At 45.8% G+C, this 21329-nt stretch carries 14 protein-coding genes; 12 read left to right on the top strand and 2 right to left on the bottom strand.

The features are described from left to right. Position 1 precedes the first annotated feature (1 nt). From BMZ72_RS33500 to aac(6'), 8 genes are all read left to right on the top strand, one after another. Positions 2-589: an HD domain-containing protein gene (locus BMZ72_RS33500; RefSeq protein WP_089815409.1), complete on the top strand. Its 588-nt coding sequence runs from the start codon at positions 2-4 to the stop codon at positions 587-589. Between the two features lie 105 nt (positions 590-694). Further along, positions 695-3211: a beta-L-arabinofuranosidase domain-containing protein gene (locus BMZ72_RS33495; RefSeq protein ID WP_089815407.1), complete on the top strand. Its 2517-nt coding sequence runs from the start codon at positions 695-697 to the stop codon at positions 3209-3211. A 159-nt stretch (positions 3212-3370) separates the two neighbouring features. Next, positions 3371-4972 carry a hypothetical protein gene (locus tag BMZ72_RS33490; protein WP_089815405.1) on the top strand — a complete coding sequence of 534 codons (1602 nt, stop codon included), beginning with the start codon at positions 3371-3373 and terminating at the stop codon, positions 4970-4972. A gap of 153 nt (positions 4973-5125) precedes the next feature. Continuing rightward, positions 5126-5950 carry an AraC family transcriptional regulator gene (locus BMZ72_RS33485; protein ID WP_089815402.1) on the top strand — a complete coding sequence of 275 codons (825 nt, stop codon included), beginning with the start codon at positions 5126-5128 and terminating at the stop codon, positions 5948-5950. Positions 5951-6037: 87 nt separating this feature from the next. Then, entirely contained in the window at positions 6038-7270 is a 1233-nt protein-coding gene (locus BMZ72_RS33480; protein ID WP_089815400.1) for an MFS transporter, read from the top strand. A 78-nt stretch (positions 7271-7348) separates the two neighbouring features. Continuing rightward, on the top strand, positions 7349-8308 hold the full coding sequence (locus BMZ72_RS33475) for a tetratricopeptide repeat protein (protein ID WP_089815399.1): 960 nt from the start codon (positions 7349-7351) through the stop codon (positions 8306-8308). A gap of 60 nt (positions 8309-8368) precedes the next feature. Further along, complete coding sequence (locus BMZ72_RS33470) at positions 8369-9235, top strand: DUF808 domain-containing protein (RefSeq protein WP_089815397.1); 867 nt, start codon at positions 8369-8371, stop codon at positions 9233-9235. Positions 9236-9356: 121 nt separating this feature from the next. Further along, on the top strand, positions 9357-9794 hold the full coding sequence (gene aac(6'), locus BMZ72_RS33465; RefSeq protein ID WP_089815395.1) for an aminoglycoside 6'-N-acetyltransferase: 438 nt from the start codon (positions 9357-9359) through the stop codon (positions 9792-9794). Positions 9795-9902: 108 nt separating this feature from the next. Here aac(6') and ppsA read toward each other — a convergent pair whose 3' ends face one another. Beyond that, on the bottom strand, positions 9903-12503 hold the full coding sequence (ppsA, locus tag BMZ72_RS33460) for a phosphoenolpyruvate synthase (RefSeq protein ID WP_089815393.1): 2601 nt from the start codon (positions 12501-12503) through the stop codon (positions 9903-9905). An 18-nt stretch (positions 12504-12521) separates the two neighbouring features. Continuing rightward, positions 12522-12977 carry a MarR family winged helix-turn-helix transcriptional regulator gene (locus BMZ72_RS33455; RefSeq protein ID WP_089815391.1) on the bottom strand — a complete coding sequence of 152 codons (456 nt, stop codon included), beginning with the start codon at positions 12975-12977 and terminating at the stop codon, positions 12522-12524. A gap of 479 nt (positions 12978-13456) precedes the next feature. Here BMZ72_RS33455 and BMZ72_RS33450 point away from each other — a divergent pair, with 479 nt between their 5' ends. The 4 genes from BMZ72_RS33450 to BMZ72_RS33435 all read left to right on the top strand — a co-directional run bounded on the left by BMZ72_RS33450 (position 13457) and on the right by BMZ72_RS33435 (position 20509). Further along, a complete protein-coding gene (locus BMZ72_RS33450) occupies positions 13457-14350 on the top strand; it encodes an AraC family transcriptional regulator (protein WP_089815389.1) in 894 nt (297 codons plus the stop codon). A gap of 81 nt (positions 14351-14431) precedes the next feature. After that, complete coding sequence (locus BMZ72_RS33445; RefSeq protein ID WP_089815387.1) at positions 14432-15550, top strand: FAD-dependent monooxygenase; 1119 nt, start codon at positions 14432-14434, stop codon at positions 15548-15550. Positions 15551-15616: 66 nt separating this feature from the next. Beyond that, positions 15617-17914, top strand: a complete 2298-nt coding sequence (locus BMZ72_RS33440; RefSeq protein WP_089815385.1) for a GH92 family glycosyl hydrolase — start codon at positions 15617-15619, stop codon at positions 17912-17914. A 183-nt stretch (positions 17915-18097) separates the two neighbouring features. Beyond that, positions 18098-20509, top strand: coding sequence for an ABC transporter permease (locus BMZ72_RS33435; RefSeq protein WP_089815383.1), 2412 nt, complete (start codon positions 18098-18100; stop codon positions 20507-20509). Positions 20510-21329: the final 820 nt, after the last annotated feature.

Raw genomic sequence — 21329 nt, 5'->3', positions numbered from 1 at the left:
TATGCAATTGAACAGACAGGAGATCGAAGCGCGTATAGAGAACATCTTCAATCTGTATAACAGGTACGGTCAGGAGGAATATGGAGAAGGCGTCACGCAATTAATGCACATGGTGCAGGCGGGTAAACTGGCGCAACTGGAAGGTTATGATGACGAAATGATCCTGGCAGCTTTTTATCATGATATCGGGCATTTCCTGGAACATGGTGAAAGCATGGGCGTATACGGGAAGATGGCACATGATCAACTGGGTAAACAATACCTGGCAGAAAACGGTTTTCCTGAGAAGATGGGCATTCTGGTCGCAAGCCATGTAGACGCCAAACGGTATCTGACTTACAGCAACGCCGCCTATTATGACCTGCTGTCCGAAGCTTCCAAAAAGACACTGGAATACCAAGGGGGGCCGATGACGGCGGAAGAAGCCGCAGAATATGAGAAAGACCCGCTCCTGGACAGCTATATCAAACTGCGTTACTGGGATGATCAGGCCAAAGAGATCGATGTACCTGTCGACCCGGCGGATGTACAAATGTTCCGGGAGCTGACGCTGAAATACCTGCTGGCCTATCATGGGCAGACGGCATAAAGCGACAAAACAGTCAACTTAGCAGACTTTTTCAGCAGGAGTATTTTGTTTACGAATGAGTTCTATTATATTGGAGGTTGAATTCACATCAACGTAAACAGATCCATGCTGAGAAACATCTTATTGTCAGGTCTGCTGTTGGGGACACCCCTTCTTGCCACAGCGCAGCAGCCTAAAACCCAAACCAATATCTATAACAGGTCGCCACTGTCCTCCGATAGCTATGTGCAGCTGCCACTGGGGAGTATCAAAGCCAAAGGATGGCTGTTGAAACAACTGGAGTTGCAGCGTGACGGCGCAACTGGTCATGCAGAAGAATTATATCCGGAAGCAGACAATCTCGGCCCCGCCTCTGACTGGCTGGGTGGTACCGGTTCCGGTTGGGAACGTGTCCCCTATTATGTAAAAGGGCTGATCGCACTCGCGTATACGTTGGACGACCCGGCACTAAAAGCCCGTTCTCTCAAATGGATCAGGTGGACATTGGACAACCAGCATGCGGATGGCTCTTTCGGTCCGGCGAAAATGAAAGACTGGTGGCCACGCATGCCGATGATGTACGCCTTACAGAGCTACTACGAAGCTACCGGCGATCAAAAGGTGATCCCTTTCTTTACCCGGTATTTCAAATATGAACTGGCCAACCTGGATTCCGTTCCATTGTACGAATGGAGTAAATCCAGGACCGGTGACAATATCGAAATGGTCTTCTGGCTGTATAATAAAACCGGCGACAAGTTCCTGCTGGAACTGGCTCAGAAGCTGGATAAACAAGCCTATCCCTGGGCGAATATCTATACGAATAACGCCTTTTATCATCTTGGAGGCGACTTCCATACGAAACATAGTGTAAGCGTCGGACAGGCCCTGAAATTCCCTGTGCTGTATGCACAACTGAACCATGATGATGTATACCGCCAGGCTACACAGAAAGGCATAGCCCATCTGTTGCGGGACCACGGACTGGCAGGCATCATTGCTTCCGGTACAGAATTCCTTTCGGGTAAAAGCTCCTTCCAGGGTGTAGAAACCTGTACAGTGGTAGAATGGATGCAAAGTCTGGAAACTGCCGGCAGGATCGTACATGATGCAGGGATCGGGGATCAGCTGGAAAAGATCGCCTTTAATACCTTACCGGCACAATTCAGCCGGGATATCAAATCTCATTTATACTATACCCAGCCTAATCAGCTATTCTGCAAACATGGCAACAGCGGTTTTGATGAAGACTATGATGGCGGTATCCTGCTGAGTCCTTACTCAGGGATGGGTTGCTGCCGTTATAACATGCACATGGGCTGGCCTTATTTCGTTAAGAACAGCTGGGCGCTGACGGCTGATAAAGGTCTGGCAGTGATCGCCTATGCACCGGTGGAAGTGAATACGTTTGTCGGACAAGGCGTTGCGGTTAAACTCAATGTGGAGACCAATTATCCCTTCGAAGAAAAGATCCGTATCCATGTAGATCCAAAGAAAGCAGCAACATTCCCACTGACGCTGAGAATACCCAACTGGTGTAAATCTCCGGAGGTAAGCATCAATGGCGTAAAACAAAACGGCGTAGCTGCCGGTAATATGCTCACACTAAACCGTGGCTGGAAAAAAGGAGATGTTGTATTGCTGCATTTCCCGATGGAAGTACATTTCTCTGACCAGGTCAATCAGTCGGTAACCGTGGAACGCGGTCCGCTGGTATATGCCCTGAAAATGGACGCTGCCTATTCCGTTCGTAAAGAACATCCGGTAAAGGGCTTCTTTGACTATGAAGTTAAACCCACCTCTCCCTGGAACTATGCACTGGCGGTCGACCGTAATCAGCTAGCCCAATCAGTAAGCGTAGAACAACAGGCGATGCCGGAAAACCCTTTTGTACAGGCGACGACGCCTGTACGGTTGAAACTGAAGGCACAAAGGCTGTCCTCCTGGAAAGTCTCTGATAATGAGATGCATGCGGAAGAAGTGCCGAATAGTCCGGTGAGCTCAACCGCAGCAGTGGAAGAGATCACCCTGGTCCCTTACGGTTCCGAGAATATCCGGATCAGTAATTTCCCGGTGACCGGTACGCCCGCGGCACCTGCGACCAGCTTCAATGAAGACTTTACAAATGCGACGCTGAATACCTGGATCAATTACGGACAATGGTTCATTAAGGACGGTGCTATCCACGCAGCCTCCAACAAAGGTTCCTGGGGATATGGTATCCATGGTGTAAAATGTATCCCTTCCAATACCTGGTTCGGCGATCTGCGTTATGAAGCATCCGTGAAATTAGGCTCTGCCGGCAATGCAGGTATCATTTTCCGCGTTTCTTCCCAGAACCTGGGTGCAGATGCCTATAATGGTTATTACGTCGGTATAGATGCTGAAAATGGCAGGATACAACTGGGTAAATCCTCCGGCAGGAAGTGGACCTTACTGAAGGAGTATCCGCAACAACTGGAAAAGGACAAAGCCTATACGATCAGGATACATGCCAAAGGCGATCAGATCATGGTTTACTTTGAACAGGGCAGTACGCCTGTGATCACGGTAACAGATAGTGAATTTGCGGCAGGAACGATCGGTGTCCGGTCTTTTGACTGTATGGCAACGATAGACGACATTAAAGTAACAGCTTTATAATAAGAGGCAAAGGCCCGGAAGCGCTATCCGAGCCCTTGCTTTTACGCTTTTTAACCCATTGATAGTCATTCCCTATACTATCAATTCATAAAAAAGACTCCACTGCGCAAAAACAGTGCGCACCCACGCTCTAATATTGCTATCATTAAAGCCATTGCGATGATCAGGAAATTTTTACAGCGTATATCCGGAACAAATAATAACCCAGCCGAATGGCGGACAGACAAGTCCCTGTTCGATTTTATTGCGACACACATCACACCGGATGGACGACTTGACAAGGCAGCCTACGATTTACCCGACCGGAAGAAAGAACCGGACCAGATCCAGTTTGCACCCGGCCTCCTGGATGCGATGGTCAGCGGAAATCAGTCTGAGGAGTCACAGGCACTGGTGGAAGAACTGATGGAGCACCTGAAGGCGATCGCTATCAGTGGCGATAAAACCAGCGAGCATGCTTTCTATACGCTCATTACCGCACATGAAGGGATTAATGATGTGGTGGATGATCTGCTGGAAGCGGCCGCGGAATCAGCCTTACCATTAGATCCATATCTGGTTCCTTTTGTGCTGGACCTGATCACAAGGTCCGGCCACCGGAATGCTGTAAAAATGGGTATTTCCATCGGCGGTTTATGCAGGGATACATCCATCCTGTCAGCCATCAAAATCCTGGCGCTGCATGATGAATTTACGCTCTATGCAGCCATTGCGCTCTTTAACGGCTCCGCAGCACCTGTTGGTGACCTGTGGGACCTGGCAAAGAAAGTGGACGGTTGGGGTAAAATTCAACTTGTCAGCAGACTGGCCACCCTGGACTTATCTGAAGAGATCAAAGACTGGCTTATTCTTGAAGGCTATAAAAATAGTATTATGATTGAGTATCTGGCTTATACCTGCGCGACCTATGGTCAGTTGCAGGAAAAACTAGCCGCATCAAATATCGATGATGCTCTTTTCAAGGCATCAAGTGAAATTATTGGCGCCATGATCTATGGCGGACCGGCAGAAGACATTTCTATGTATACGGACGCTCCGGCTACCGTAGAAAACTATATCCGGCACGCTGCCGAACATGCTGATGATATCACTGACTTTGTCGATCTGGAGAAGTTAAAACAATTCCTGACCAGACTGACAGAAGATATTGGCGAACATGCAAAAAACGGATGGACAGATGATATCATCTCCAACTGTCTGATCGATCTGTTAAAGATCCTGCATAACGATAAATGGAAAAGGCTTGCGATCGAAGCACTGGCAAGCGATAATGACGGTACTTACTGGCATGGTAAGATGGCGGCTGCTTCACTGGGTATCGATATCTGGGATACATCCTGGAAACGACTGCAGCAACAACCCCTGAATAGTTCCTGCTGGTATGACGTTGCTCATCAGGCCCCGGCTGATATGACTGATACCGTGATTGATTTTGCGCTGACACATCTGCCGTTACAGGCATGTGCAACCGGACCTAAAGATGCAATGGGCTTTGGCGAACATTTTGACAAATACCAAAGCCTGGAACATGTAGTAACATTCCTGGAAAATCATCCTCAAAAGGGGGAAACGATCATCCTGGCAGCACTGGATAGTCCGGTGACAAGGAACAGGAATATGGCCATCAGGACCCTGCAGCAATGGACGCCTGAATTTTGGTCTGCAGCTATATTGGCAAAGGTAAAACGTCTGAAAGAGATAGAGCCAAATACCAATACCAGAGAGACGCTGGAGAAACTGCTGCAGGAACATCAGCTGTAAGGCAGGATCAGACTTACAGGCCTCCTCCTGTACCAATAATACAACAGGGATCATTCCAGTGGGGATGGTCCCTGTTTTGTCTGGACCACTATCTGCAAAGAACTTAGATACATTATTTGTACTTTTACCACAGCAGGATAAGTATACACCTCGATGAAAAAGCCCGCAATCATAATACATACAGAAGAGCTGAATAACAAAGGCGTCGATATCAGTCCGATAGGCGAGCTACAGGACTATGCGCAGATCGCTCACCGGGATGATCATTATATGTTCATTCTCCAGCAGCAGGGGCGCTTCATATGGGAACTGGATTTCTCAGAAACACCACTGAAAGGCCCTACCCTGTGTTTTGTGACGCCGGGTCAGGTGCATAAATATATTAGCTACGCCAATTGCAAGGGATGGATGGTATTTGTCAATGCAGAACGCATCCCTAACCAATACCGGGAGATCTTTGAGACGTATGTGAATACACGCCAGTCTGTCGCTGTAAAGAAAGATGACGCGGCATTCCGCGTAGCGGCTATACTGGAAGAAATACTGGCGCAGCCGGCCTTACCATTAAGGGCTACGCTGATCGATTCAGTGGTAGACACCTTAGCAGGACTGATCGCTTCCGGCATTGTGCAATCGCAGCAGTCCCCTGCGTTGGTCGGCGGACAGAAATACAATACCGTCATCCGTTACAAGCAACTGATCATTGCGCAGTGCAGGACATTAAAACAGGTGAAAGCATATGCCTCCCTGCTCAATATTACACCGCTTTATCTCAATGAAGTCGTCAAGGAGATCACCGGATTTCCCGCGAGTTACTGGATCAATCAGGAAATACTGCTGGAAGCCAAACGGCTCTTATACTATACCCCGCTTGATGTAAAAGAAATCGCCTTTGACCTGGGCTATGAAGACCACGCCTATTTTTCCCGTTTTTTCAGAAAGAATACCGGTATGACGCCTACCGAATTCAGGGGATAAAACCATTATTTGTCCTATCATAACCATTGATCAGCTATCCTACCTTGTAAGCTGCTGTCCTAGTTTTGCATCGTTAAATTTATCTGAATGAATACGATACAAAACGTAAGCGACAAACAAAGCAGCCTGGCGCCGGAAACATTTCCCTCGTCTGGCGTACCTGCTGAAAAGACATTTTCACAGATCATCATCCCGATTATCACTTCGGTTTTTGCCATATATCTGACTATTGGTATGACACTGGGCTCCATACCAGGTTTTGTCAAAAACGACCTGCAGGCGGGTAGTCTGATAGTTGGACTGGCTATTGGGCTGCAATCACTGGCCACCTTACTGACCAGAGCCTATGCGGGCAGGATCACGGATACCAAAGGAGCTAAAAGAAGCAACCATCATGGCGTATTGCTTATTATGGTGGCAGGCCTCATCTATATGCTCTCAGCTGCTTTTAGTCAGCAGACAACTATTGCGCTTGCCCTGGTCTTCCTGGCGAGGATCATACATGGGATCTCTGAAAGTCTGTCGATAACCGGTGCACTTACCTGGGGTATTGGTCTGGTAGGTACTTCCAAATCAGGTAAGGTCATGACCTGGAATGGCATCGCCATGTATGCCGGCATAGCTATCGGGGCGCCTGTGGCGATATGGATGAAAGGAGCGCTGGGCGTCAGTTATGTATTCGGATTGATCATCTTACTATCTGTTATCAGCTGGCTGGCAACCGTTAAACTGGAAGATCTCCCGGTAGATGCCGCGCATGTAAGACCACCTTTCTACAAAGTGATCGGTCTGGTCACCGGACAAGGTCTCGGACTGGCATTTGCGTCTATTGGATTTGCCTGTATTTCATCTTTCATTTCACTGTTGTTTACAGAAAAGGACTGGGGCAATCCTTCGCTGGCATTCATAACATTCGGCAGTTTTTATATTCTGACCCGTGTGTTCTTTTCTTCTTTCCCTGATAAATACGGTGGATATCGCGTTGCCCTGGTATCATTATTAGTGGAGGCATTCGGTCAGCTGCTGATAGGCACTTCCTCCACTGCGATGATGGCTATTGCAGGTTGTAGTCTGACGGGAATGGGTTTCTCCCTGATGTTCCCTTCCTTAGGCGTACTGGCTATTAAAAAAGTATCGCCACAAATGAGAGGTACTGCCCTGAGCGCTTATTCCGCATTCTTTGACCTCTCGCTGGGACTGGCCGGTCCTATTGCAGGTCTTATAGCGGGATGGTTCAATTATGAAGCGATTTACCTGTTCGGTACTGTTAGTTGTCTGCTGGCAGTGATGATATTGTTCTTTAACAACAAAAAACGATAACATCATCATATCCGGGGTAAATAATACTAAAACATCCGGGGAGACATCTTATATTCGTTATAAGAAATTAGTCCCTCTATGAAATCAATGCTCATTGGTCTGCTGATGATGTTAACCTTATCGGCGGTTGCCCAGGAAACAAAGGAAGAGCTCCTTGCAACACTATTCAACGCAACACAGCAACTATATAAGGAAAAAAGATATGATGAAGCACTGTTCGTTGTAAACCGCATCATAAAGTCAGACGCTAAAAATGCAGACTATTATGACATGCGGGCCAGAATATACTATTATAAAAATCTTAACGATTCTGCCCTGATCAATCACAACATGGCAATACTGCTGGAGCCGGATCAGCCCACCTATTATGCTAACAGGGGATTATTCTTTTACAACATGCAGATGCCCGACGAGAGCATAGATGATCTCACCCTGGCGTTAAAGTATGAGAAGACCGATTCGCTCAGACATTTGATAATCTGTAACAGAGGCGCTGCCCGTAACATGAAAAGAGATTTTCAGGGCGCTTATAAAGATTTTAAATCAGTATATGATGAAGACTCGACGAATATTCAGGCTTTATCTAATCTAGGTATGGTACTTGACGACCTTGGGCGGATCAATGACGCCATCATGTACCTGGAAAAGGCACTCCACATCGATCCTAACGAGACAGCGGTCCTTTGTAATCTTGGTTATCGCTATATGGATCTGGGTGATTATAAAATGGCCATCAGGCAGTTTAAAAGAATGCTTGAAGTGGCACCTGACGATCCCTTAGGATACAATAATATGGGATATGCGAAATATAAAATGAATGATCTGAAAGGCGCACTGAAGGATATAGAGCACTCAATACAGCTACTTCCAGAAAATTCATATGCTTACAGAAACAGGGCGCTGGTCTATCTGGCCATGAAAGAAACTGACAAAGCATGTGAAAACCTGCATAAAGCTGTTGATCTTGGTTACACACCGATGTATGGCGATGATGTGCAACAGCTACTGGAGAAACACTGTCTCTTTAAAAACCTTTAGCTGTGGCCACTATGGCGAAATATTACTACTTTTGCCATCCAATCAACGACGAACTAAATTATGGCATCGGGCATTTTTGCAATTTTAGATGATATAGCCAGCTTAATGGATGATGTTTCTGTAGCGGCCAAAGTAGCAACAAGAAAAACAGCAGGGATCTTAGGAGACGACCTGGCAGTAAATGCAGAAAAAGCGACAGGCTTTCTTGCTTCCAGGGAATTACCAGTTTTGTGGGCCATCACCAAAGGTTCTCTGCTGAACAAGCTCATCATCGTTCCGATCGCCTTATTATTAAATGCATTTTTTCCCATTGCCATTAAGGTTGCACTGGTGCTCGGTGGATTTTACCTGGCGTATGAAGGTGTAGAAAAGATCATCGAATATTTTTTCCACCACGAAGCGGGTGGTCATGAAGAAGCTGAAGCGGTGAAGCTGAGTGACAGTGAAGCTGAAAAAGCGAAGATCAAATCTGCGATCGTGACGGACTTTATTCTCTCTGTAGAGATCGTCATTATTGCCCTGGGATCGGTACTGGAACAGGGACTGATCACACAGATCGTTACCGTTTGCATCGTTGCCATACTGGCTACGATCGGTGTATACGGTATCGTTGCCCTTATTGTCAGAATGGACGATGCCGGATTTAAACTGATCAAACATTCCGGTAATAAAGGCGCCTTATCTGTATTGGGTGGTTTGCTGGTAAAGGCACTTCCATTGATTATCAGGTTGCTGGCAGTTGTGGGAACCATTGCTTTAATCCTCGTTTCCGGTGGCATTTTCGTCCATAATATCGACTTTCTGCATCATCTGGTACCGTCCTGGCCATCCTTTATTAAAGAGGCGGCAATCGGTCTGCTGGCTGGTTTATTGACGGTGGGCATTGTTACCGGTGGCAAAAAGATCGTAGCTCTGGTAAAGCGCTAAGCTGCAAGGACATACGAAATAGTATTTCGCTGTAAATAAGTAGCCGGCTGCACATAGCAGCCGGCTTTTTTATGCACTGATCCCATAAGTTGGTTATATTTCCCGAAACATTGCAAATCAAATGACCACCGAAAAGCTTTCCTCTGATAACATCAACCACCTGATTCCCCTTGTCCTGAAATTATGGCCGGACTGTGTGGCGGAAGAAGAACATGTATATTTTAGCGGGATGATAGCTGCTGAGCAGGATGTTTGTTATCTGGTAAAGTTTGATCATGTATATATCGCATTCATACATGTGTCAGTCCGTAATGACTATGTGGAGGGCGCTGAAGATCTGCCGGTTGCATATATTGAAGGTATTTATGTAACACCGGATTATCAGCGGAAGGGCGTCGCAAAGCACCTTGTAAAGGTGGCTGAAGATTGGGCGCTGGAGAAAGGCATAAAGCAGATCGCGTCTGATACGAGTGTGAGCAATGATCAGGCGATTGCCTTTCACAAAGGTCTTGGTTTCAGTGAGGTGGAAAGAATTGTCTGTTTTATAAGAACTTTATAATATCTGTCAGATAGTGCTTTGATGATACTCATCCTTCATTCATCCTTCGTTTATCAACGAAGGATGAATGAAGGATGAGTATCATCAAACTATCATCAAAGCTTAGTTTTATAATATCTCTACATAGCCTTCTGTACCATTCACCCGGATACGTTGTCCATCTTTGATCAATTTAGTCACATTATCTGCACCTACCACTGCAGGCAAACCATATTCACGCGCAATCACTGCACCATGTGTCATCAATCCTCCGACTTCAGTGACCAGACCTTTTATCGACACAAATAAAGGCGTCCAGCTGGGATCTGTGAAAGCGGTCACCAGTATATCCCCTTCTTCCAGATCAGCGTCTTCCATGTTCAGTATCACACGTGCCCGCCCTTCTATTATGCCGGAAGAAACGGCCATACCCGCTATGGCATTGGCCGGAAGGTATGTATGTTTATATTTACCTGTAATGATCTCACCATCAGATGTTATCACACGCGGCGGTGTAAGCTTGTCATATAGCTTAAAGGCAGCCTTTCGTTCGGTGATGATTGCGGTATCCAGTTTAGATGTACGCACAACTTCCTGCAGTTCATCAAAAGAGAGGTACCAGATATCTTCTTTTTCCTGGATGACATTCGCCTGTACAAGGGTCTCTGCCGCTTTCAGTAATGCCTGTTTATAAATAAAATAGCGGTTGACCATACCGTATTTAGGATACTCTCGATAGCCGATAAAATTCCGGAGACGGCTGATCATTTCCTTGGTCTCTCTGGCTTTTCGTTTACCATTGGGTAATTGCAGTAAGCGGGCTAATAATTCCTGTTCTTTCCGGAGAGCATCCTGCTGACCTTCTTCAAATTTCCGCAGACCCGCACCAGGTTCAAAGTTTTTGATATTACTGAGAATGGCAGGCAATAATATCGCAGGCTTTTCACGCCAGCGGGTTTTTGTGATGTCAATTTCTCCGACACAGCGCATACCATATTTATCAAGGAAAGCGAGAATGGCCGTACGGGCTTCCTGTCCGCCGTCAATCGCAGGTAATGCGTCCAGAAAGTTATCGTCTTTTGTTTGTTGCAGATAAGCCACTACATCCGGATAAGGGCGGATAGCATCGGCAACATGCAACAGTGCCAGTCCCATTTCAGAAGTGATATTATTGGCAACAGACTGCGAGAGTATATCTGCGGCGCCTTTTTCACCCAACCACTTATTCATTTTATCATTGAGCCATTCCGTCGCATTGATCCCGGCCATGATCACTGCCATACTTTGTACTTTGAACATGGCTGCTTTTTGTTGCCGGATATCTTCCAGGATAAAATCCAGACTTTCTGCTACAGACAGGTGCTGTATATTTTCTTTTAAAGTTGCGATCGATGCCTGTGTGGTCCTGATCAGATCTGTAACAATTGCCGGATCATTTTCAATGGGTGTTTGCGCAGCAGCAAGCGGATGCACTTTAGCAGGTGCATTGGGATCATCAGGTAACATCCTGATAAAATCATTCCGCTTTGTTATTGTGAGGAGCGCATCTTTTATCAGCGGATGTGATTTTCCCAGCGTTTCTATTACACCTTTCCTGCTGGCCGGTTGCGAGAGTTGCCGGGTAATGTCTATAAAGATCCTTCCTCCTGCTACCCGCATAATGGCAGGCGTCATCAACAGGAAAAAAGAGAGTCCTAATGGCTTCATCGCATCCGTCATCATCTGGTTATGCCCGACAGAAACATAGACGCGGTTTTCGGTATCATCTGCCTGTGGGATTGGATACAAGGTGGTGATGGGGCGGCTCTGGACGATATAAAATGTACCGTTTGCCAGACACCATTCTATGTCCTGCGGCTGTCCAAAGTGTGCCGCGATCTTTTGTCCCAGCTCACTTAATGTGAGCACCTGCCTGTTGGTCAGTGAGGGAGTCTGTTGCTTTTCGGGATGGATTTCCTGTTCAGCAGTACCACCAGCTGCCAGCGAAAAAATGGCCTGTTTCTTTACAGCGATCTTTCTGCTGATCACCTTACCACCAAGTACTTTATAGTTATCCGCGTTAACGATACCGGATACCAGGGCTTCGCCCAATCCGAAACTGGCATCGATGGAGAGCACTTTTCTGCTGGACGTTACAGGATCGGCTGTGAACATAATACCGGCTACCTCAGGGAAGATCATCTGCTGAATAACGACAGCGAGAGATACCTGTTTATGATCAAAGCCATTTTGCAGCCGGTAGGTGACTGCCCTGTCAGTATAGAGAGATGCCCAGCAGCGGCTTATATGTTGCAGAACAGCCTCTTTTCCTATGATATTAAGATAAGTATCCTGCTGACCAGCAAAGGATGCAGTGGGCAGGTCTTCCGCAGTAGCACTGGAGCGCACCGCGAATGCCTGTTTATCACTAAATCTGTCCAGGTATGCACTGATTTCAGCTGTGACATCATCCGGGATGGCTGTATTTTCGATCAATGTACGGATCGCTTTACAGCTATCACTGATGCCTTTGCGGTCATCCGCTTTCAGGGTATTCAGCTGCTCCAGCAAATCACCAAGCTCCTGATTACCCGCTGTAACCGCCTTATAAGCCGCTGTACTGACACAACAACCTTCCGGCACATTAATCCCCTCCAGATGAGATAAAACGCCCAGATTGGCCCCTTTACCCCCTACAAATGCAAATGCCGAAGCATCTATCTCCTGCAATCCAAGTATGTAAGTATGCATATCCTGCCGCTTTTATGGTTATTTACTATTGAGTTGATCCGTCGTTTCCTGCATGATCTCAATCGCCTGGGAGAAATAACTTTCAAGGATGCTGCGTTCGCTCTCAGAAAAGGAGGCCAGGAGTTTTTCCGACTGACTGCGAAAGCTTTTATACAATGGCGTCAGTAGTGCCATGATATTTTCGGTGATGGGTTCAATCAGCACCTTACGCCGGTCGTCTTCTGCAAATCGCCTTTTTACCAGCTTTTTCTTTTCAAATCTGTCGATAAGACCCGTTACTGCACCGGTAGTCAAACCCGTCAATGTGGATAGCTCTCCTGCTGTCATCTGCCCCTTTTCCATCAGGAAACCGAGGTATTTATGGTCAGTACCGGAAAGTCCGGCTTTGCGGGCAACCGCCTCATGCAGCTGAATAGAAGTATATGCATACAGCTGGCTCAGCTTTCTTACCTGCCTTATCTGATCTTTATCCATATTATATCTTATTGACTAAATATCTTAGTCGCTAAGATAATATTATTTGGCAAATCAGGTGGCATAATTCCAGTTAATTATTGGGGTATTAATAAGCTAGATAATTTGAAAGCGTGCGGTTCACTGACACTCGGTTCGCATTGCTATAGGCAATCGCGGCATGCAGAAAGTTTTTATTTTCCAGTAGCAGCTCCGCCTGTTCAATCTGCTGGCTATAGGACCGGGCAACTACTATGGGTACCTGTACATAACAAACAGGCAGCCAGGAAACGGGAGATTTTCATATTCATAAAGATACCGTGAAATACTATTGGGTTATGAGTGTCTTCTTTCCGTTCCAATACTAGTTATTTCCCCAGTAACTTTATTATTCCCCATGCATAAGTATGCATTACCGGTATCACTACTATTCCGGAAACTAAGATGAACGCAACAGCTGCTGCTAAAAGTTTATTTTTGCAAAAGAGAACTGAAAAAAGATGCGTAAAACAAAGCAGTCCATTCCTGTCAATCACTTCGATGACGAGCATAATTCGGGGATGTCTATTGAAAAAATATTCATCAAAAACTTACGCTCTTTAGAAGAATTAGCCGAGGTCGAAGATATTGGTACGATTGAGGGAATCGCGCAGGCGCACCGGCATGACCGTCACTCCTTCTACCTGGTTGAAAGCGGTACCCTGTCGATGGATATTGACTTCGAGCATTATAAGATCAAGCCTTCCTCCATCATGTACATGCATCCTGATCAGGTACACCGTACGATGGAGTTTAAGAATGTAACGGTTGTCAGTCTGGCGATCAATAACGAGCACCTGCATCCTGAATATCTGCAACTCCTGGAGGATATGACTCCTGTAAAACCGTTGGTATTAAAAAAAGAAACGTTCACCGTCCTGTCAGAAGCGGCAGCGCTCTTCATAAAATTATCCGAACTATCTTTTAATAAAAAAAATCATACTTTATTAAAAGACTGTTGTAATGCCTTCGTGGGATTGATTATCGGACAATATCTGGAACAATCCAAACCAGCTGATAAACTCTCCCGCTTTGAAATTGTCACCCAATCCTTCAGAAAGTTATTAGACCGTGAATATGCGACGATAAAGCGTCCCACGGAATACGCACAACAATTAAACTTATCTACTCCCTACCTGAACGAGTGTGTCAGGAACACTACTGGTTACTCCGTTTCCCATCATATACAGCAACGTATTATTTTAGAAGCCAAACGGCTGCTTTATCATTCCGACAGGTCTGTAAAAGAGATTGCTACGATATTGGGTTATGATGATTATCCCTACTTTTCACGTCTGTTTACCAAGGTGACTGGTATGACGCCCCTGGCTTTCCGGAACAAAAACCTCGATTAGTCCAATACTTACTCCGTTTTACCATTTTACAGTCCGGCCATCGTTCGTTCCTTTACAGCGTAAAAATAAATGGTATAAGCAATGGACCAATTTAAACAGCAAAAAGTACTTGTTTCGGGTGCTAGTTTCGCCGGACTTTCAACCGCTTACTGGATGAATAAAATGGGCTACGATGTTACCGTCGTAGAAATCTCACCCGATCTTAAGAGAGGTGGCACACCTGTCAATATACGTGGGAACACGATCGATATCGCTCATCGTATGGGCATTCTTGAACAGATAAGGGCCAACAGGCTGCATCTGGAACTATGTGAATTCAAAGATGCGGATGATGTGACAGTAGGATCGATGTTGCTGAGACAGGCAGGTGAAACGCTGCCGGATGATGATTTAGAAATTGAACGGGATGTATTACTGGATATTCTGTTCAATACGATCAAAAACGATGTTACATTTATTTTCAGCAACAGCATTACTGCCATCGATGAAACTGCGAATGGTATCCAGGTGATATTTAAAGATGGTTCCCAGCATTCATTTGACCTGCTCTTTGGTTGTGATGGTATACATTCAGCGGTAAGAAGACTTTGGTTCGGCCCGGAATCTGATTACATCCACTTTCTCGGACAATACTTTTCTATTACGATCGTCAATAAACTCCTGATAAAAGAAAATACGGCGCAGTTTTATAATGTGCCAGACAAGGGCATTATGCTGAATGCGTATAACAATAAAACTGACATCATTTTCTGTTTCCGTTCGGATACCGATATCCCTTATGACTACCGGGATGAAGCGCAACAAAGGGCTATTATGGCTACACAGTTTGAAGGTGAAAGCTGGAGAAGTGCTGAACTCATGGAAGAAGTGAAGAATTCCAGGACCTTTTATTTCGACAAACTGTGCCAGATAAAAATGCCTTCCTGGACGAAAGGCAGAGTGGCCCTGGTCGGTGATGCCGCCTATTGTGCCTCTCCTGCTGCCGGTATGGGAGGATCACTGGCAATAGATGGTGCTGCTGCCTTAGCAGATGCAATGTATGCACACAAGGATGACCTTGCGCTGGCATTTCAGGAGTACAATACGAGTTTCCGTCCTTTTATTGAGGAAATTCAGGAAGAGGCGGTAACAAATGGATTAGAGTCCTTTGTGCCCAGAACCGAAGAAGCTATTCAGAAAAGAAATACGGTCGGCTTTTAAGATGGTATAAGCTACTTGACATTCCGATACGAAAAGCATATGTTTGTACATACATAATAATATTCCATGTACAGACATATATACATTATTATCGTTATAGTCTTCTTTGCTTCCTGTGTGAGTCAGCGGGAAAACCTGTCACAATACGTGGACCCGGGTATCGGAACTGCCCATAGCCGCTGGTTCTTCTACACGCCGGCGGCCTTACCACATGGTATGGCTAAACTGGCCCCTTCGACAAACGGGCATGATGGTAATCCCAGTGGATGGGAAGCCGTTGGTTATGACACCCGGCACCGGTCTATAGAAGGATTTGCCCATTTTCACGAATGGCAGGTAGGCGGGATTGTTGTGATGCCTGCGACTGGTCAACGGATACTGACACCAGGCACGCTGGAAGATGCGGAAAAAGGGATTAAAAACGGATACAGGTCCCTGTTTGACCATAAAAACGAAGTAGCCAGGCCAGGATATTACAAGGTAAAACTGGATGACTATAACATCACCGCCGAACTGACCGCCACTGAACGGGTAGGTTTTCACAGATATACCTTTCCGGCAGCCGCTGATTCAAGGATCATACTGGATATCGGCAATAAACAAGGGGAAAGCGGCGAGGTGCTGGATGCTGCTGTACATATGACCGACGAAAGGCATTTTGAGGGATTTGTGACTACCTATCCGGCGTATATCAAAAAGTATGATCCGCAGGGAAAGATATCCATGTATTTCTATGGAGAGATCAGCAAGCAACCTGCGACTGTAGGTGCATTTAATGCCAGTGGCGTACAGGAAAACAACCGGGAAAGTAAAGGCAAAGGTGCGGGCCTATTCCTTGAATTTTCCACTACTGATCAGGAAGTTGTTGAACTAAAGATCGGTCTTTCCTATACTTCTACCCTGCATGCACAAAAAAACCTCGAAGCGGAGGCTACTGGTCTTGACTTCAAAAAGGCACAGCAACTGGCAGCAAGGACCTGGGAGGGTGAACTGGGCAAGCTGAGGGTCAGCGGTAAGGATGTAAAGGATAAGACAAAATTTTACACCGGACTGTATCATGCACTTTTAGGACGTGGTATTATCAACGACGCCGGACAGCCTAATTTGTATAATACGGACGCTATCTGGGGCGCCTTCTGGAATCTGACACAGCTCTGGGCACTGGCTTATCCGGAGCATTACAATGACTATGTACGTTCACAGATGGACGTGTATCAAAAACGGGGTTGGTTTGCCGATGGCGTCTCCAATGGTCAATTTACCTCCGGCGTCGGTACCAACTTCGTAGGACTGGCTATTGCGGCTGCCTATCAATGTGGTATCCGGGACTATGACACCACACTGGCCTACAAGGCGATCAGGGCAAATGAAACTGATGGCACTGACAGACCTGTAGGGTCGGGAAAACTGGATGTGGCAGCTTTCAATCAATATGGCTACTCCCCTTATCTTGACGCCGATAATACTGATTCAACCGGTTCAAGGTTCTCTGCTTCCCATACACTCGAATATAGTTTTAGTGCCTTCGCTACAGCGCAAATGGCAAAGGCCATGGGTAAAACGGCGGACTATGACTATTTCATCAAAAAATCCAGGGGCTGGGAGCTGCTCTTTAATACGGCATCAAAGCTGATACAACCCAAAACGGCCAATGGTCAGTTTATTGACAAATTTGATCCATTGGAGCCTTGGCGGGGATTCCAGGAAGGAAATGCGGTACAGTATACTTTCTATGTACCGCAAAATCCGGCTGGTCTGATCGCTGCTATCGGCAGAGAGGAGTTTAACACCCGGCTTGACAACATCTTTACGGTTGCTCAGCAAAACAGCTTTGGAGGCGGGAAGACGATCGATGCATTTGCAGGTATCAAGGCTAGTTATAATCATGGGAATCAGCCTAACCTGCATGTCAGCTGGTTATTCAATTATGCCGGTAAACCCTGGCTTACACAAAAATGGACCCGGGCTATCTGTGATGAGTTCTACGGTACCGAAAATATACATGGCTACGGATATGGTCAGGATGAAGACCAGGGACAGCTTGGCTCCTGGTATGTGATGGCGGCATTAGGGCTGTTTGACGTGAAAGGATTAACAGACCTGCGACCAGTGATTCAGCTGGGTAGTCCGCTGTTTGACGAGGCCACTATCCAACTGGGTAAAAGCAGGACCTTACAGATCGTCACTGAAAATAACAGCAAAGAAAATGTATATGTGCAGGAGGCCCGCTTTAATGACCAGCCGCTTGACAAAGCGTGGCTGTATCGGGATGAACTGATGAAAGGGGGGAAACTATGGATGAGAATGGGCAGAACGCCCAATGAAAAATGGGGTAGTCAGGCGCCACCACCTTCTGTACAATAAGATGGCCTGACGCCTGTTGGATAAGTGACTATCGCAATTCGCTTTGATACTATTAACATTGTTAGCATTTTTTTCATTCTATACCAGGTAATTCAGGTTTCATCACATTTTGCATGCCTGATGGCATTTCCCCTATACATTTAGGTATCGTATTGCAGTTGTGAAACCTTTATTAACCTGATCATGATAGGAAGCTACATCAAAACCTCTGTACGCAACTTACTGCGCAACAAACTATTCTCATCCATCAACATCATTGGCCTTGCTATCAGTGTGTCTGTCGGCTTATTACTGATTGCGTTTGTCCTGGATCTGCACACTTACGACAGGTTCCATAAGAACGGTAAGCGGATCTATCGCATCTCCAGCGCGGCTACTTTCAAAGGAGAACAAGGTGGTAAATATGCCTCTGCATCGATAAAGACCGCACAGCTCATCCGGGAAAGGCTAACCGGGATTGAGGCAGTGAGTATTTTACGTAATGATTTCTCACAGGATGCACAGGTTGGCGACAACATTCTTCCTGTAAAGGGCTTTTGGGCTGAGCCCTCGTTGTTCCGCATCTTTTCATTTCCAATGCTGGAGGGTAATCCTGCAACAGCATTAAAAGACCCTTATTCGGTTGTGCTTACAGAAACGGCTGCCAGGAAACTCTTCGGCAGCAAAGATGCGGTTGGCAGGATGATCAGGTTTGATACACTTGATTATCGTGTGACCGGAGTCATGAAAGATGTTCCTTTCTTTTCACACATCAGTTTCGAAGTACTGGTATCACTGTCAACAGCAGAGCAGCTTAACAAAAACGATCCGCATTTCGGGGAATGGACAAATATATGGCCCAACTTCGTATACATCCTGCCGTCGAAAAATGCGGATATGGTTGCTATTCAGTCACAGCTCGACGCAATTGCAAAAGAGGAAAACAGGGCTGAGAAAGACACCAGAATTGAACTGGAACCGCTTCCTCTATATAATATTGTGGTTGGCGAAAATCTGCGTCGTTCAGAGGGAGGACCGGGCTTTACAGGACCGCACGTTTCGCCGGTTGTCCTCTGGATACTCGGAGGACTTGGATTCATAGTGATACTGTCGGCCTGCTTCAATTATACCAATCTTTCCATCGCACGTGCCATGCGCCGCTTTAAGGAAATAGGTATCCGTAAAGCAATTGGCGCCGGTGCCCGTCAGGTAAGGCATCAGTTTCTGGCTGAGTCGATACTTATCTCTCTGACAGCGCTTTTACTTTCATTCCTGCTCTTTCTTCTGTTACGCCCGCAGCTGATAAACCTGGCTCCGGAGATGCAGCGAACCGTGAAACTTGAGCTGACTCCGTCCATGATCGCGGCATTTATTGTCTTTTCGGTCATCATAGGCATTATTGCCGGTTTTATGCCTGCGATCTTCTTTTCAAAAGTCAATGCTATCAATGCACTCAGGAATGTATCATCTGTTAAGGTCTTCAAACACCTGACGCTCAGACGTGCTTTAGTCGTCATTCAATACACCGTCACATTGATCTTTATTACCACGACCTCAGTGGGCTATGTACAGTATAAAAATATCCTTTCATTCGACCTGGGATTCCGTACAGCAAACATTCTGAACATCTATACGCAGGGGAATAAACCCGATGTACTGCTTAATGAACTGGAAAAGATACCTGAAATAACAGCACTATCCAGGTCTTTAATTGTGACAGGAATCGGGAATTACTGGGGTGGCAATATGAAGTACAAAGATGCCAACGACTCTACCCTTGTCATGACCAATCATGTTGACGAAAACTATCTGTCGCTGCATGGATATAAACTTGTTGCCGGTGGGAATTTTATTGCAAGACCCAAAACCGCGGAAGCTGTCAGTGAGGTGATTGTCAACGAACAGGTATTGAAGCGATTCAATATAAGCTTCCATGCACCCGAAAAAGCGATCGGAGAGCAAATAATCCTGAATGGACGTACATTGACGATTGTTGGCGTCATGCAGGACTTTCATTATGGTAAGGTTGAGAACCTCATCGGACCTGTGGCATTTACCTGCTGGACACCGGAGGACAGAACAGTCATTAATGTAAAGATACAAAGTGATGATATGCCGGCGACGATGGCGAAGATAGCATCCACGTGGAAAAAGATCGATCGTGTCCATCCATTCAGTGCTGAATTTTATGACCAATCGATAGCAGATGCCTATAGTGAATTTTCGATTATGATCAGGATCATCGGCTTCCTTTCGTTTCTTGCCATTTCTATTGCTTCGATGGGATTGTTTGGAATGGTGGTATTTACTACCGAGACGCGACTCAGGGAGATCAGTATCCGGAAGGTGATGGGCGCCAGCTTCAGCAATCTTATCTACTTATTGAGCCGTAGCTTCTTCGTGCTACTATCAATCGCGGCAATCATCGCGCTGCCTGTTACCTATCTTTTCTTTGAAAACGTTGTACTCAGTCATTTTCCGTACCATACACCTGTCCAGCTTATGGAGTTGTGCATTGGCTTACTGACAGTGTTCCTGATCGCAATTATTATGATTGGATGGCAGACGATGAAGGCAGCAGGGACGAATCCCGTTGAAGTACTGAAAGGTGAATAAGGAAATTCAATTTCGACCTCAGAACAGACAAAAGACCTCGTAAATCTTACGATCTACGAGGTCTTAACGTTTTGTATCCCAGGCATCTGCACCTCGGACCAAATCATACAAAATTTACTTCCTTCATTTCTACAAATAAGCCAGCATAAGGTTTCCTGCTGATTTACCATTTGGCATCGCTAACTTGAACAAAATTATTTGCCAAATCTATCAAACTGCGTAGTTACAGATGACAATTAGGGCAGGTTGTTTGGTCCAGGGAAGTCAGACAAACATCTCCTTTAGGTTTTGGTTGACTGAGATTAGCAATTTTGATTTTCACGAGCTGGAGTTTCTTTGGAGTTGTCTTCTTTTTCATGGTGATAATGTTTAATAAATAATCCTCTCCTGTCTTTAGCTGGGAAGCGATGCCATGGAGTGGTTGTTCGGCATATAATCGGAGGGCTGAAGCATTTCAGCTTTAGTTATTACAGGTAATATGCAGAATGATGGGCTAATACCAGGGGTAACAGCAAGTGGACATTATCCTTTATCGGGTTAAACATTTAGGCGACTAAAAAGAATAATAGCCATTACTAATTTAGGGGAATTTTTTCAATATTGAAGACCGTTCCTAAAAAGACCAGCAGGTAGATTCCCGGGGTAGAATAAACCGTTGATCAGGAAAAGCAGCAAGAATCGCTACCTATTGATTAACAGATCGTTAACCGATTTAACGAAATAACAATGTACCTTTGCACTCAGGAAGATACATGGATCACCGATTGCCACAAATAGTCACCTGAATCGTTCCGACATCCCAACAGCCAACTACCAATAT

Origin of the sequence: Chitinophaga sp. YR627 (genome assembly GCF_900114995.1) — a bacterium.
Taxonomy (GTDB): domain Bacteria; phylum Bacteroidota; class Bacteroidia; order Chitinophagales; family Chitinophagaceae; genus Chitinophaga.
This window is presented reverse-complemented; position numbering and strand designations above follow the sequence as displayed.

What these genes read in the sequence shown, in the direction of transcription:
- BMZ72_RS33435 (WP_089815383.1), top strand. Translation starts at nt 18,098, where the DNA reads ATGATAGGAAGCTACATCAAAACCTCTGTACGCAACTTACTGCGCAAC.
- BMZ72_RS33490 (WP_089815405.1), top strand. Translation starts at nt 3,371, where the DNA reads ATGATCAGGAAATTTTTACAGCGTATATCCGGAACAAATAATAACCCA.
- BMZ72_RS33500 (WP_089815409.1), top strand. Translation starts at nt 2, where the DNA reads ATGCAATTGAACAGACAGGAGATCGAAGCGCGTATAGAGAACATCTTC.
- BMZ72_RS33470 (WP_089815397.1), top strand. Translation starts at nt 8,369, where the DNA reads ATGGCATCGGGCATTTTTGCAATTTTAGATGATATAGCCAGCTTAATG.
- BMZ72_RS33495 (WP_089815407.1), top strand. Translation starts at nt 695, where the DNA reads ATGCTGAGAAACATCTTATTGTCAGGTCTGCTGTTGGGGACACCCCTT.
- BMZ72_RS33440 (WP_089815385.1), top strand. Translation starts at nt 15,617, where the DNA reads ATGTACAGACATATATACATTATTATCGTTATAGTCTTCTTTGCTTCC.
- BMZ72_RS33455 (WP_089815391.1), bottom strand. Translation starts at nt 12,977, where the DNA reads ATGGATAAAGATCAGATAAGGCAGGTAAGAAAGCTGAGCCAGCTGTAT.
- BMZ72_RS33450 (WP_089815389.1), top strand. Translation starts at nt 13,457, where the DNA reads ATGCGTAAAACAAAGCAGTCCATTCCTGTCAATCACTTCGATGACGAG.
- BMZ72_RS33480 (WP_089815400.1), top strand. Translation starts at nt 6,038, where the DNA reads ATGAATACGATACAAAACGTAAGCGACAAACAAAGCAGCCTGGCGCCG.
- BMZ72_RS33475 (WP_089815399.1), top strand. Translation starts at nt 7,349, where the DNA reads ATGAAATCAATGCTCATTGGTCTGCTGATGATGTTAACCTTATCGGCG.
- ppsA (WP_089815393.1), bottom strand. Translation starts at nt 12,503, where the DNA reads ATGCATACTTACATACTTGGATTGCAGGAGATAGATGCTTCGGCATTT.
- BMZ72_RS33445 (WP_089815387.1), top strand. Translation starts at nt 14,432, where the DNA reads ATGGACCAATTTAAACAGCAAAAAGTACTTGTTTCGGGTGCTAGTTTC.
- BMZ72_RS33485 (WP_089815402.1), top strand. Translation starts at nt 5,126, where the DNA reads ATGAAAAAGCCCGCAATCATAATACATACAGAAGAGCTGAATAACAAA.